Here is a 13324-nt window from a genome sequence, read left to right on the forward strand (position 1 = left end):
GGGTGCGGGCGTCTGGTAGGGCGAATTCCTCATCAGTTACAATACCGCTTTTGGCGAACCGCCACCCACGATACAAAAGCTTGCAGGAGCTGCCTGAATGACTCACGTTGTGACCGAAAGCTGCATCAAGTGCCGCTATACCGACTGCGTCGATGTGTGCCCGGTGGACTGCTTTCGCGAAGGTCCCAACTTCCTCGCGATTGACCCGGACGAGTGCATCGACTGCGCCGTGTGCGTCGCCGAATGCCCGGTGAACGCCATCTACGCCGAAGAGGACGTGCCAGGCGACCAGCAAGCCTTCATCGAACTCAACGCCGACCTGGCGAAGGGCTGGCCGAGCATCACCAAGACCAAGGCCCCGCTGCCGGAAGCCGACGAGTTCAAGGACGTGAAAGACAAGCTCGCGCTTCTTGCACGTTGATTGCGCGCTAAGGGCTTGTTCGGGGTAGCGTTCTGTCACTTGGCGGACCAGTCCCCCCAATCACCCCGCAGACAGCGAATTGCCCCTTGTGACATAGCGAGAGGGTGTTGACAGGCTCAGCCATACCCCATAGAATCTCGTTCTCTGCTTTTGTTGATCCCCGATAGCTCAGTCGGTAGAGCGCCGGACTGTTAATCCGTAGGTCCCTGGTTCGAGCCCAGGTCGGGGAGCCAAGATTCGCAAAAGCCCGTTCGTGTTGATCACAGCGCACAACGGGTTTTTTTATGACGTAAAGCGTTGTAGCTGTATTGCTGTTCCCCGATAGCTCAGTCGGTAGAGCGCCGGACTGTTAATCCGTAGGTCCCTGGTTCGAGCCCAGGTCGGGGAGCCAAAATATCGAGGGGTTGCGTGTCGCACGCAACCCCTTTTTCTTTTGCTGTGCACCTTTCGCACACACCCCCTGTTCGGCGTCAGTCCAGCACGGGGCCTTGCGTCACGCCAGGCGCCCTGCTGGTGTAGTATCACCAGGTGATACCCAGCCGCAGGAACCGTCATGGCAACGTCCATCAAGCTCGACGAAGACCTCAAGGACCGCGTCCAGCACATCGCCGGTTTGCAGCACCGCTCGCCGCATGCGGTGATGCGGGAAGCCATCGCGCAGTACGTCGAACGCGAAGAGACACGCGAACGCTTCAAGCAGGAAGCGCTCGCTTCCTGGCAGCATTTCAGGGAAACCGGCCGCCACTTGAACGGTGACGAGGTGCGCACGTGGCTGGATAGCTGGGGAACGGACGACGAGAAGCCGGTGCCCGGGTGCCACGATTGATCGTCGCCGAGCGCGCCGTTGGAGGCTTGGAGCGCTGCCGGCGATTTCCCTCTCGCAAAACCCCTGAAGCTGCACGAAGCGCAGCTCAGGTCATCGCCGGGCAGTTCCTCCGTCTCGAAAAGACTCCCGCTATTGGACGCCCACTGGGCGGCTCGCCCGAACTGCGCGATCTTGTGATTCCCTTCGGAGATTCGGGTTACGTGGCACTGTACCTGCATGACGCTCAAGATGACGCCGTGTACGTTCTCGCGTTCCGTCATCAGCGGGAGGCCGCGTATTAGCCCTGCGAGTCCTGCGAGCCCTGCGCATGACGTTTTCGCGGTCTTGCCGTCGCCTTCCCCTCCCTCCCCGATAATGTCGCTACGCCCATCTTTGGGAATCCGCATGAAATCCAACCGCCTTGCCGTCCTCCTTGCACGTCCGCTCCTCGGCTGCGCGAGCCTCGTTGCGTTCGTCGCCGGTGCCGCCGCCCATGCCGAGCAGATCGGCAGCGTGAATACCAACTTCCGCGTGACCGGCTCGGACAAGGTCGTCGTCGAGGCCTACGACGACCCACAGGTCCAAGGCGTCACCTGCTATGTGTCGCGCGCACGCACGGGCGGCGTAAAAGGCACGCTCGGCATTGCGGAAGACCCGACAGAGGCGTCGATCGCCTGCCGCCAGGTCGGGCCGATCTCGTTTTCCGGGCCGCTCAAGCAGCAGGCCGATGTCTTCAACGAGCGCATGTCGTTTCTCTTCAAGACGCTGCACGTCGTGCGCGTGGTCGACGCGAAACGCAACGCGCTCGTCTACCTGACCTACAGCGACCGCGTGGTGAGCGGCAGCGCGAAGAACAGCGTCACCGCGGTGCCGGTGCCGGCTGGCACGGCAATCCCGCTGCGCTAGACTGGGCGTCCTGCGCAGGATTTCTCGCCATGACCGACTCGCGTTTCCGGGATTCCGCCCGCTACTGGCGCACGCCGTTGCTGCCCGGCGCGGACCTCGTCACGGCCGAATACAACGAGCACGCATTCGCGCCCCACTGGCACGAGGCCTACACGATTCCTGTGATAGAGGGCGGCGCGGAGTGCTATCGCTATCGCGGCTCGCAGCATGTCGCCGCGGCGGGCACCGTGCCGGTCATCAATCCGGGCGAGCTGCATACGGGCTCGCGCGCCGTCGACGAAGGCTGGAGCTATCGGGTGATGTACGTGCCCGTCGATTTCCTGCATGAACTCGCCGTTGACATCGCCGGGCGCGCGCAGCCGCTGCCGTGGTTCGATACCGAGGTGATCCACGATCTCGATCTCGCGCACCGGCTCTCTCGTGCCCACCGCCTGCTCGAAGCCGACGCCGGGCGTCGACGCAACGTGGCCGTGGCGGAACCTGCCGTGGCCGCGCGGCCGAAAGACGTGGCGGCGCTTCACCCTTGCTCGCGCGCGGCCGCTCCAGCGGCGCGCTCAGCGCCTTGCCCTGATCTGCTCGCCGTGGAAGGCGCCCTGCTCGATGCCCTCTCCACGCTCCTGTCACGCTACGGCCGCACGCGCGAGGCGGCGCTCAGCCACGGCCCCGACGACCCGCGCATCGAGACGATGAAGGCACTGCTCGCCGCCGATCTCGCCACGCCGCTGCGCGTGGCCGATCTCGCACTGGCGGTCGGCCTCTCGCCGTTTCACGCCACACGGCTTTTCACGCAGGCGACCGGGCTGCCGCCGCACGCGTGGCGCACACAGTTGCGTCTGCAACGCGCATTGGGGCCGCTGCGAGAAGGCGCCACGGTCGCCGACGTCGCCGTGGCAAGCGGCTTCACCGACCAGAGTCATTTCACGCGACACTTTCGCCGCATGTTCGGCGTGCCGCCGGGGCGCTGGCAGTCGTCCTGACGCACGCCGCTCGCGCACGCCGCTCGCGCACGCCGTCTCGCGCACGCCGCTGGCGCGCAGCCGCAAGAACGTACAAGCCACGCGCACGGGCGCCCGCTATCCTGTCCCCTTGCATCAGGAGGACAGTTTGACCACGCAATCCAACGCGCGGCCCAGGCCGCATCCGAAGCGAGCCGCGGAATTCGTCGCCGGCGCGCGCGACACGATTCCCATGATGATCGGCGCCGCGCCCTTCGGCGTGATTTTCGGCACGCTCGTCACCTCGGGCCCGCTTTCGCCCTGGCACGGCCAGTTCATGTCGCTCGCCGTGTTCGCCGGCTCCGCGCAGTTCATCGCGCTCGGGCTCATCGCCTCGCACGCGAACTTCGCCGTGATTCTCGCCACCACGTTCATCGTGAACCTGCGGCACGTGCTGTACAGCGCCACGCTCGCGCCTTACGTCGCGCACCTCCCGCTGCGCTGGCGCCTCGTGCTCGGCGGCGTGCTCACCGACGAGGTCTTCGCCGTCGCGTGGGCGCATTTTCGCCGCCACCCGCCCGGCAACGATGTCTCGCCGTGGCATTTCCTCGGCTCGGGCATTTCGATGTACCTGAACTGGCAGCTCTGGACCGCGGCCGGCCTGCTGTTCGGCGCGGCGTTCCCGGGCCTCCAGTCTCTCGGGCTCGATTTCGCGATGGTGGCGACCTTCATCGCCATCGTCGTGCCGCAGCTCGTCGCCCTGCGCTATCTCGCCGCCGCGGCGACGGCGGGCGCGCTCGCCTTCTTCTGGCAGGACTGGCCGTACAAGCTCGGGCTGCTCGGCGCGGTGCTCGCGGGCGTGGTCGTCGGTGTCGTCCTCTCGCGCCCCGGCTCGCCGCGCGGCGCCCGCGAGTCCGCTGAAAGCTCCCGCAAACCACCCACCGTTCGGCGCACCGCAGGAGCCAGGCAATGAACTACGTCGTCCTGATCCTCGGCATGGCCCTGATCACGTGGCTCGTGCGCACCGCCGTATTCGTGCTCGGCGAGCGGCTCGTCTTCCCGCCGCTCGTGCGCACCGCGCTCGGCTTCGTGCCGGTCACCGTGCTCACGGCCATCATCGTGCCGATGGCCGTCTCGCCTCATGGTCACGGCGCCGAGCTGACGTGGCACAACCCGCAGCTCGTCGGCGCGCTCGCGGCGATCGTCGTGAGCGCGCTCACGAAGCGCCCGCTCCTCACGATCGCGGTCGGGCTCGGCGTGTTTTTCCTCTGGCAAGGCGTCGTCCTGCGCTAGCGCCTCGCTGCCCCACTCGGCCCTTGCGCTCAAGTTTTACCCCGCCCCGCCGATAAACCCGTCGAGGCCCGCTGTGGCAGGCCCGTGCTCGAACGGCGAGAGCGCGCGAGTAGGGATAAGGATTACACCGGGGCAACCACATGGGGCAGATCACCCTCAAACTGAAGGACGAAACGCTTGCGTCGCTGCGCAAGGACTTCGACGCGTTCCTGCGCGTCTCGCTCAAGCTCGACCCGCAGTTCGCCACGCCGGAATTCGAGGATTACCTGCGCGCGAAGCTGCTCGACAACATGACGCCGCTCACGGAGCACGCGGTGCAGCGGCTTCTGCAGGGCGGCCAGTACGCATGGGCGAAGCGCACGCTCGACAAGGAGTTTCCCGAGGTCGTCTCGATCCTGCTGCGTCAGGCCGGCGAATTCGGCTTCGGCTTCGCCTCGCGCCCCGAGTGGACGCCCGACGAGCTATCGAAGCAGTGCCGCGACTGGGCGGCGGCCATCGTGACGGAAGCCCAGGGCGAGGACTCGCTGATCGATCCGCTCGCGGCGCAGATCAAGTCGAGCGTGCAGGACATCCAGGCGCTCGAGGAATCGATGCAGACACCTGCGTGGCGGCTTGCGGAATCGCTGCGCCAGCGTGTGTACGAAGCGAAGATCGGCTGCGAGCAGGCGAGCGGCAGCGCGGCGCGCGAGCGTCTGGGCGAACTGCGCGGGCTGTTGCGGCTCGGCATCACGCATGGCGCGTTCCAGAAACAGGAAGCGCAGCAGATCATGGAGTATTTGCGGCTGCTCAAGCCCGAGATCTTCGTCGACGAACCCGACGACGTGTTCACGCGTCTTGCCGCCTGGCTGCGCAACTTCTTCACGCCGCCGCCGCGCAGCACCGCGCGCGAGCAGTCGCGCTGAGCGCCGGCGCGCCCGCGAGAAAAAGGCGGGCGCTCACTCCGGCGCCCCGCTGAACGTCCAGCACGGCGTGCCCCCGCGCGGCGCGCCGCCTCTCGTGCCCGCTTCGGCGGGCCCCCGCTAGTCCCACATCTTCCTGAGCTTCGCGGCGATCTCGACCTTCGCCTGTGCGGCGGCGGCAAGTCCCGCCGCGCTCGGCGCGCTCGCCACGGGCGCGGGCGGCCACGCGCGCGATTCGAACAGCGGCAGCATGGGCGTGGCGATGAAGCGCGTGCGCGACGCCCACACGTGCCGGTCGCCCGACGCCACCTGGTTGTGCACATAGAAACGCTGCGGCACGACGATGTGCAAATCCTCCTTCGCGCGTGTCATTGCGACATAGAGCAGACGCCGCTCCTCTTCCAGCTCCTCGTCGCTGCCCGCGCCGAGATCCGACGGAATGCAGCCGTCCACGCCGTTGAGCACGAACACGTTGCGCCACTCCTGCCCTTTCGCGGAGTGGATCGTCGAGAGGATCAGATAGTCCTCGTCGAGCAACGGGTCGGCGGATTCGGCGCTCGTGGCGTCGGGCGGATCGAGCGTGAGTTCGGTGAGAAAGCGCTCGCGCGAGGCATAAGTGCTCGCAATGCTCTCCATCTGCAGCAGATCGGCGTGGCGCACCTGGGCGTCTTCGTGATTGCGCTCCAGATGCGGCTCGTACCAGCGCCGCACGCGCTCGAACTCGGCGGGCCACGGCGTCGAGCGCATGCAAAGGCTGTCGATCAGCGCGGCGAACGCGGGCCAGTCCTCGGCCGCGCGCGGGGGCGGCGCGAAGGCGGCGAGCGCCTCGGCGGCGCGATATGCGCCCGTGCAGGCGGCCACCTGGTCGAGCAGGCGCGCCGCGTTGGCGGGCCCGACGCCGGGCAGCAACTGTGTCACGCGAAAGCCCGCCACGCGGTCGAGCGGATTCTCGGCCCAGCGCAACACCGCCAGCACGTCCTTCACATGGGCGGCATCGAGAAAGCGCAGCCCGCCGAACTTCACGAACGGAATGTTGCGCCGCGCGAGCTCGATTTCCAGCGTCGCGCTGTGATGCGCGGCGCGAAACAGCACCGCCTGCTGCTTGAGCTTCATCCCCGCCTCGCGCGCTTCGAGAATCTGCTCGACGACGTAGCGCGCCTGGGTGGCCTCGTCGGCGACCGTGACGAGGCGCGGGCGCTGCTGCGAGGCGCGGTCGGTCCACAGGTTCTTCGTGAAGCGCTCGGCGGCGGCATCGATCACGGCGTTCGAGGCCGCGAGGATCGGCTCCGTCGAGCGATAGTTGCGCTCTAGCGTGACCTGGCGCGCGGGCGGATCGAACTGTGCCGGGAAGTCGAGGATGTTGCGCACGGTCGCGCCGCGAAACGAGTAGATCGCCTGAGCATCGTCGCCGACCACGGTGAGGCCCCGGCCATCGGGCTTGAGCGCAAGGAGAATCGAGGCCTGCAGGCGATTGGTGTCCTGGTATTCGTCGACGAGGATATGGTCGAAGCGGCCGGCCAGATCGGCGGCGATGGCCGGCTCGGCGGCCATGTGCGCCCAGTAGAGCAGCAAGTCGTCGTAGTCGAGGACATTCTGCTTCTGCTTGGCGCCCACGTAGGCGGCGAACAGCGCGCGCAGCTGCGGCTCCCATTCGAGGCACCACGAAAACGAGCGATTGAGCACGTTGGCGAGCGAGTCGCCCGTGTTGACCGCGCGCGAGTAGATCGCAAGACACGTCGATTTCGACGGAAAGCGCTTTTCCTTCGCCGAGAAACCCAGCTCGTGGCGCACGAGGTTCATGAGATCGGCGGAATCCTCGCGATCGTTGATCGTGAACGCCGGCGAGAGGCCGATGTGATCCGCGTATTCGCGCAACAGGCGCGCTCCCACGCCGTGAAACGTGCCTGCCCAGGTGAGGCCCTGCGCGAGCGCGGCGGCCGCGCCCGGCGCACCGGCGGCAATGCGCGCCACGCGCCGCGTCATCTCCTGCGCGGCGCGGCGCGAGAACGTGAGGAGCAGGATGCGGTGCGGGTCGGCCCCGTTGACGATCAGATGCGCGACGCGGTGAGCCAGCGTATTCGTCTTGCCCGAGCCCGCGCCCGCGATCACGAGCAGCGGCCCCGGCAACGCCGAGCCCGGCGCATAGCCCGCTTCGCCGCCGTGCTCGACGGCCTCGCGCTGCGCTTCGTTGAGCTTTGCGAGCCATGCGGAAACGGCGTTGGCCGCATCGGCGCCCGATTGGACAACATCGTCCAGGGCGACGGAGACTGAGGAGGGATCGGCAACGGAAACAGTGGACACGGCGGACGCAGGGAGATGAACGTGGCGAATCGAAGGGGAGCGACGCATACTGTATATCCATACACCTCGGATCGGCAAGCGCCTGATTCTGCAGCGATCTGGCGGGATTTAGGGACAGCGCGGCAGCGCCTGCTGCCCCCGACGCCGCCGCGCCAGGCTACCCGCAGAGCCCAGCGCCCGCGGTCGACGCCGCCACTCCAGCCTCGTATCGCGGGGGCTCGCCATCGCTTATGATGCTCACCGCTTCGCGCGCTTGCCGCGCGCCCGAATTTCCAGACCGCCATGCCCAACATCGATTTCACCCTGACCGGCGACTACGTCGAACTGCACAACCTCCTGAAGATCACAGGTCTCGCCGATAGCGGCGGCTCGGCCAAGCAGATCGTCGCCTCGGGCGCCGTGAAGGTCGACGGCGAAGTCGAGCTGCGCAAGACGTGCAAGATCCGCGCGGGCCAGGCCGTGCTGCTGGGCGATACTCGCATCGCCATCAAGGCGGCTGAGTGAGGCACCTACAGAGGCACCGCGGGAGCCTCGACCGGACTTGCGCCCAGACGCCAGCTATGCACCATATTTGAGCATTCGGATCGACAAGGCCGCTGTCTAGCAATAAGCTTTCACTTTCGACAGACAAACCAGGCCGTGCGGCGCGACCCATTCGCGCCGCTTGCTTTTCATGACTCGAGCCACGCTCTCCCGACGCGCCGTTTCCGCGCCCCCCACGCTGCGCCGCCACGCCGCCGACACCGCCCGCCTCGCCGCGCCCCTCGCGATCGCCCAGCTCTCGCAAATGGCGATGAGCGTCACCGACACGGTGCTGCTCGGCTCGCTCGGCGCCGACGCGCTCGCCGCGGGCGGCCTCGGCGCCAATCTGTTCTTCGTCGTGGTGACGGTGCTGCAAGGCGTGCTGACCTCGGTGAGCGTGAGCGTCGCGCAGGCGCGCGGCGCCGACAACGAAAGCCAGGTGCCGCACATCTACTGGACCGGCTTCGCGCTTTCCCTGCTGCTCTCGCTGCCGGCCTTCGCGCTGCTCTCGTTTGCCGAGCCGATCCTGCGCGCGCTCGGCGAGCCGACGCTGCTCGCCCACCACATCGGCGAATACACGGCCGTGCTGCGCTGGGGCGCGCCCGCGAGCCTGATCGGCGTGGGGCTCATGCGCTCGTTCCTGCCCGCCATCGGCGCGGCGCGACGGCTTCTCTGGGTGTCGGTTGCGTGCGTGTTCATCAACGGCTTTCTCAACTACGGGCTGATCCACGGCATGTGGAGCCTGCCGCGCCTCGGCTTTCTCGGCTCGGCGGTCGCGACGACGATCACGGTGTGGCTCACCGCCTTCGTGCTGATGGCGCTGCTGCACCTGCGGCCGTCGCACCAGCATTTCGTCATTGCGCGCCGGCCCACGGCGCCGCTGATGGGCGAGCTATTCACGATCGGCTGGCCGGTCGCGATCACCTACGCCGTGGAGGCGACGCTCTTTCTCGCCACCGGCCTGCTCGCCGGCCTGCTCGGAGAGACGCCGCTCGCCGCGCACCAGATCGCGCTTAACGTCGCCTCCGTCACCTTCATGGTGCCGCTCGCGATCGGTCAGGCGGCCAACGTGCGCGTGGGTTACTGGGCCGGCGCGGGCGCGCCGCGCGCCGCACGCCATGCGGGTTTCGTCGCGCTGGGGCTAGGCGTGGGTTTCATGTCGCTCTCGGCGCTCGTGATGGTGCTCGCGCCGCACTGGATCGTCGGGCTCTACCTGCATCTCGACGATCCGGCCAACGCCCACACGGTCGGGCTCGCCGCCACGCTGCTCGGCGTCGCGGCCATCTTCCAGATCGTCGACGGCGCGCAAACCGTGGGCTCGGGCTGCCTGCGCGGTCTGAAGGACACGCGCGTGCCCATGCTCGCGGCCACGCTCGGCTACTGGGGCATCGGCTTTCCGCTCGGTTACGCACTCGCGTTCCGCTTCGATCTCGGTGCACTCGGACTCTGGTGGGGCCTTGCGGCGGGGCTCGCCAGCGTCGCCGTGCTCATGACGTGGCGCTTTCATCGCATGAGCCAGCACGTGCTGGCCCCCGCCGCCAATGCGAACCGCGTGGAGTGAAGCGTCCGCTCGGCGGCGCGCCCTGCCGGTTCGATAGTGCGCACGCAGAGCCAGGCCTCGGCGCGATGCCCGGCAAGCGCGAGTTCTTGCCGCTTGCCGCCCTGCCGGGCGTTGCCCCGGTTGGCAAAGCGGCGCGGCGTGCGCGATAAACACAGGCTCGAACTGCCTCCGCCATGCGTCCCCAGCGCGCCTTATCGCTTCGGCCCGAAAATTGCGGTAGCAGCATGTTCGCCTGCGCAAGTCCCGCGAGCGGCTTCCCGTAAATACTTCGTGAAGCCGTGCAATGAAAGCGAACCATAACGCCCCACGCGGCGTGCCGCTTTGGAGGATCCGCTTGCCCGTGCATCCTGCCCCGTCCGAAGCCGTTACCCGACGCTCGGCCTCGCCGCCGATGCTGGCCCGGTTCGCGCTCGCTTGCCTCGCGCTCGTCGCGGGCTGCGCAACACGGCCGCCCGCCACCGACTATCCGCGTGAAACGAGCGCCGCGCTGACTGCGGCCGAAGCGGCAGCCACACCGCTCGGTGCCGCGCTAGCCGCACCCGAAGCCGCGCATCCCGGCCAATCCGGCTTTCGCCTGCTGGCCACCGGGACCGACTCGCTGCAAATGCGCGTCGCGCTCGGGCGCGCGGCGACGAAGACACTCGATATGCAGTACTACGTCGCCAACGAAGACACCACCGGCAAGCTGCTGCTCGGCTCGGCGCTTCACGCGGCCGATCGCGGCGTGCGCGTGCGCATGCTCGTCGACGACCTGAATTTCCACGACATCGACCGCCTGATGGCCGCGCTCAACAGCCATCCCAACATCCAGATCCGCGTGTTCAATCCGTACGGCAGCACGGGCGAGTCGATGTACCTGCGCACGCGCAACTTCTTCACGAACGTCGACCAGTTCACGCGCCGCATGCACAACAAGGCGACGATCGCGGACAACGAGATGGCGATCGTCGGCGGCCGCAATCTCGGCGACGAATATTTCAGCGCCAGCCCGACGATCGACTTCCGCGATCTCGACGTGCTCTCGGCCGGGCCGGTCGCGCAAAGCGTTTCGGCAAGCTTCGACGAGTACTGGAACAGCCCGGTCTCCTACCCCTTGAACGTGCTCAATCATCAGAAGTTCGCGCCGCACGATCTGGACACCGCGCGCGACGACCTGCGCAAGCACTGGCGCGAGAGCGCCGAGCCGTACAACGCCAAGCCGCTCAACGCCACGCCGCTCGCGCAGCAGATCGCGGAGAACGGCCTCGGGCTCGTCTGGGCGAAATGGACGTTCGTGGCCGACTCGCCCGGCAAGATCGCAGGCGCCGAGCAAGGCCAGCTCGGCGACGCCATGAAGGCGCTGCTCGAGCGCATCCATCAGGCTCACAGCAGCGTGCTGGTCTTTTCGCCCTACTTCGTGCCGCACGAGGCGGGCGTCGAGACGCTTCGGGCGCTGACCGCGCGCGGCGTGCGCGTGGCGATCCTGACCAACTCGCTCGCCGCCACCGACGCCGTGGCCGTCCAGGCAGGCTACAGCCCGTACCGGGTGCCGCTGCTCAGGGCCGGCGTCGAACTCTATGAGTTCGGGCCGCGACAGTTCGAGCACACGGACGAGCGGCCCTTAGGCGTTGTCGGTTCGCGCTCGCGCGCGAGCCTGCACGCAAAAGCTTATGTGATCGACGAGAGCACCCTCGTGATCGGCTCGCTCAACCTCGATCCGCGCTCGGCGAGGCTCAACACCGAACTCGCGCTCACGATCGAAAGCGCGGCCATCGCTCACGACGTGGCCGGCCTGTTCAAGCGCGCCACCTCGCCGGAAGTGAGCTACCGCGTGACGCTCGCGACGCCCGCGCAGCGCGCGCAACTCACCGGCACGCCCGTCAATTCGCCGCTCGTCTGGACCGACGAGGAGGACGGCATGCTCCGCACCTTCAACGTCGACCCTGGTGCGGGTTTCTACAGGAATGTCCTAACCGGGCTATTCTTGCTGTTGCCGGTCGACAGCCAGTTGTGAACGCGCCGTGAGCGCTGTCCGCCGCGCGAGCCGTCGGTGAGTCGTACCGTCCGCCGTCGGGCGAGCCGCGAAGCCGTCTTCATCGCTCTGTTGCCTTGCGGCAGCCGGGCATGCACTTTCATCGCGTTCGTCTCGTCTGGCGCCGCGCCGGCGAGCCCGGCCACCACGCGCAACCGAACCTGTCACGAAAGCGGCGCCTTCGCATGCCGTGCGAGAGCAGCGAAAGCACGAGCAAGCCGCGCCGCCTCAATCACCGGAGCATCAAATGACCGCAAGCAACGAAAACGTCCGCATGGAACGCGACACGTTCGGCGAAATCGCCGTGCCCGCCCAGCAGCTTTGGGGCGCGCAAACGCAGCGATCGCTGCAGAACTTCCGCATCTCCACCGAAAAGCAGTCGCCGGAACTCATCACCGCGCTCGCCACCATCAAGCGCGCCGCAGCCGAGGTGAACCTCTCGCTAGGCGTGCTCGACGAGACCAAAGCGCGCGCGATCGTGCAGGCCGCTGACGAGATCATCGCGGGCAAGCATCCCGGCGAATTCCCGCTCGCCGTGTGGCAAACGGGCTCCGGCACGCAGACCAACATGAACCTCAACGAGGTGATCGCCAACCGCGCGAGCGAGATTCTGGGCGGCGAGCGCGGCGAGGCGCGCAAGGTGCATCCGAACGACGACGTCAACCGCGGCCAGTCGTCCAACGACGTGTTCCCGACCGCGATGCACGTGGCGGCCGCCTACGGCATCGTCAAGCATCTGCTGCCCGCGCTGAAAACGCTGCGCGATACGCTCGACGGCAAGGCGAAGGCGTTCGCCGGCATCGTGAAGATCGGCCGCACGCACTTGCAGGACGCCACGCCGCTCACGCTGGGCCAGGAGTTCTCGGGCTACGTCGCACAGCTCGATCACGGTATCAGGCACGTGGAATCGGCGCTACCGCATCTCTACGAGCTCGCGCAAGGCGGTACGGCCGTGGGCACCGGGCTCAACGCGCATCCGCAGTTCGCGCAGAAGGTGGCGGAAACCATCGCGAAGCTCACGGGCTTGCCCTTCGTCACCGCGCCCAACAAGTTCGAGGTGATGGCCGCCGCCGACGCGCTGGTGTTCGCTCACGGCGCGCTCAAGACCGTGGCCGCGAGCCTCATGAAGATCGCCAACGATATTCGCTGGCTCGCGAGCGGCCCGCGCTGCGGCCTGGGCGAGCTGTCGATTCCCGAGAACGAGCCGGGCAGCTCGATCATGCCGGGCAAGGTGAATCCTACGCAGTCCGAAGCGGTGACGATGCTCTGCTGCCAGGTGTTCGGCAACGACGTGGCCGTGAACATGGGCGGCGCGAGCGGCAACTTCGAGTTGAACGTATTCCGCCCGATGATCGCGCACAACGTGCTGCAGTCGATCCGTCTGCTCGCCGACGGCGCCCTCAGCTTCAACGATCACTGCGCCGTGGGCATCGAGCCGAACCGCGCGCGCATCGACACGCTCCTCAACGAGTCGCTCATGCTCGTGACGGCGCTCAATCCGCACATCGGCTACGACAAGGCCGCGCAGATCGCGAAGAAGGCGCACAAGGAAGGCACCACGCTCAAGGCCGCCGCGCTCGCGCTCGGTCACGTGACCGAGCAGCAGTTCGACGAGTGGGTGAAGCCGGGCGACATGGTGGGCAACACCGGCAAACCAGCCTGATTCGAAA

The 13324-nt window shown here is 67.3% G+C and carries 13 protein-coding genes and 2 tRNA genes; 14 read left to right on the top strand and 1 reads right to left on the bottom strand.

Annotation, left to right across the window (positions count from 1 at the left end; all coding sequences use genetic code 11):
- Positions 1-97 precede the first annotated feature (97 nt).
- The 10 genes from fdxA (at position 98) to VSR34_RS09295 (ending at position 5262) form a co-directional block, all read left to right on the top strand.
- Positions 98-421, top strand: a complete 324-nt coding sequence (fdxA, locus tag VSR34_RS09250) for a ferredoxin FdxA (protein ID WP_028212914.1) — start codon at positions 98-100, stop codon at positions 419-421.
- Between the two features lie 157 nt (positions 422-578).
- A tRNA-Asn gene (locus VSR34_RS09255) sits at positions 579-654 on the top strand.
- A gap of 82 nt (positions 655-736) precedes the next feature.
- A tRNA-Asn gene (locus tag VSR34_RS09260) sits at positions 737-812 on the top strand.
- 162 nt (positions 813-974) lie between these two features.
- A complete protein-coding gene (locus VSR34_RS09265; protein ID WP_028212913.1) occupies positions 975-1247 on the top strand; it encodes a CopG family ribbon-helix-helix protein in 273 nt (90 codons plus the stop codon).
- The gene (locus tag VSR34_RS09270) at positions 1235-1528 is read left to right on the top strand and encodes a type II toxin-antitoxin system RelE/ParE family toxin (protein WP_342962365.1); all 294 of its coding nucleotides are present in this window, start codon (positions 1235-1237) and stop codon (positions 1526-1528) included. Before VSR34_RS09265 ends, VSR34_RS09270 begins: the two co-directional genes overlap by 13 nt.
- A gap of 103 nt (positions 1529-1631) precedes the next feature.
- The gene (locus tag VSR34_RS09275; RefSeq protein WP_028212912.1) at positions 1632-2132 is read left to right on the top strand and encodes a CreA family protein; all 501 of its coding nucleotides are present in this window, start codon (positions 1632-1634) and stop codon (positions 2130-2132) included.
- Between the two features lie 29 nt (positions 2133-2161).
- Positions 2162-3109 (top strand): AraC family transcriptional regulator, encoded by a 948-nt coding sequence (locus VSR34_RS09280; protein WP_028212911.1) that lies wholly within the window; start codon positions 2162-2164, stop codon positions 3107-3109.
- A gap of 211 nt (positions 3110-3320) precedes the next feature.
- Positions 3321-4040, top strand: coding sequence for an AzlC family ABC transporter permease (locus VSR34_RS09285; protein WP_342962425.1), 720 nt, complete (start codon positions 3321-3323; stop codon positions 4038-4040).
- Entirely contained in the window at positions 4037-4360 is a 324-nt protein-coding gene (locus tag VSR34_RS09290; protein WP_342962366.1) for an AzlD domain-containing protein, read from the top strand. Before VSR34_RS09285 ends, VSR34_RS09290 begins: the two co-directional genes overlap by 4 nt.
- A gap of 140 nt (positions 4361-4500) precedes the next feature.
- The gene (locus VSR34_RS09295) at positions 4501-5262 is read left to right on the top strand and encodes a DUF4088 family protein (protein WP_342962367.1); all 762 of its coding nucleotides are present in this window, start codon (positions 4501-4503) and stop codon (positions 5260-5262) included.
- A 117-nt stretch (positions 5263-5379) separates the two neighbouring features.
- On the opposite strand, the gene VSR34_RS09300 is transcribed toward VSR34_RS09295, so the two are convergent.
- Positions 5380-7515, bottom strand: coding sequence for an ATP-dependent helicase (locus VSR34_RS09300; RefSeq protein WP_342962426.1), 2136 nt, complete (start codon positions 7513-7515; stop codon positions 5380-5382).
- Between the two features lie 327 nt (positions 7516-7842).
- Between VSR34_RS09300 and VSR34_RS09305 the strand changes: the two genes are divergently transcribed.
- The 4 genes from VSR34_RS09305 (at position 7843) to fumC (ending at position 13317) form a co-directional block, all read left to right on the top strand.
- Complete coding sequence (locus VSR34_RS09305; RefSeq protein ID WP_028212907.1) at positions 7843-8064, top strand: RNA-binding S4 domain-containing protein; 222 nt, start codon at positions 7843-7845, stop codon at positions 8062-8064.
- 169 nt (positions 8065-8233) lie between these two features.
- Positions 8234-9643: an MATE family efflux transporter gene (locus tag VSR34_RS09310; protein ID WP_342962368.1), complete on the top strand. Its 1410-nt coding sequence runs from the start codon at positions 8234-8236 to the stop codon at positions 9641-9643.
- A gap of 391 nt (positions 9644-10034) precedes the next feature.
- Entirely contained in the window at positions 10035-11636 is a 1602-nt protein-coding gene (locus tag VSR34_RS09315; protein WP_174480098.1) for a phospholipase D family protein, read from the top strand.
- A gap of 292 nt (positions 11637-11928) precedes the next feature.
- Positions 11929-13317, top strand: a complete 1389-nt coding sequence (fumC, locus tag VSR34_RS09320) for a class II fumarate hydratase (protein WP_028212904.1) — start codon at positions 11929-11931, stop codon at positions 13315-13317.
- The last annotated feature ends 7 nt before the right edge of the window (positions 13318-13324 follow it).

This window comes from Paraburkholderia sp. JHI2823 (assembly GCF_038900695.1).
GTDB lineage: Bacteria > Pseudomonadota > Gammaproteobacteria > Burkholderiales > Burkholderiaceae > Paraburkholderia > Paraburkholderia mimosarum.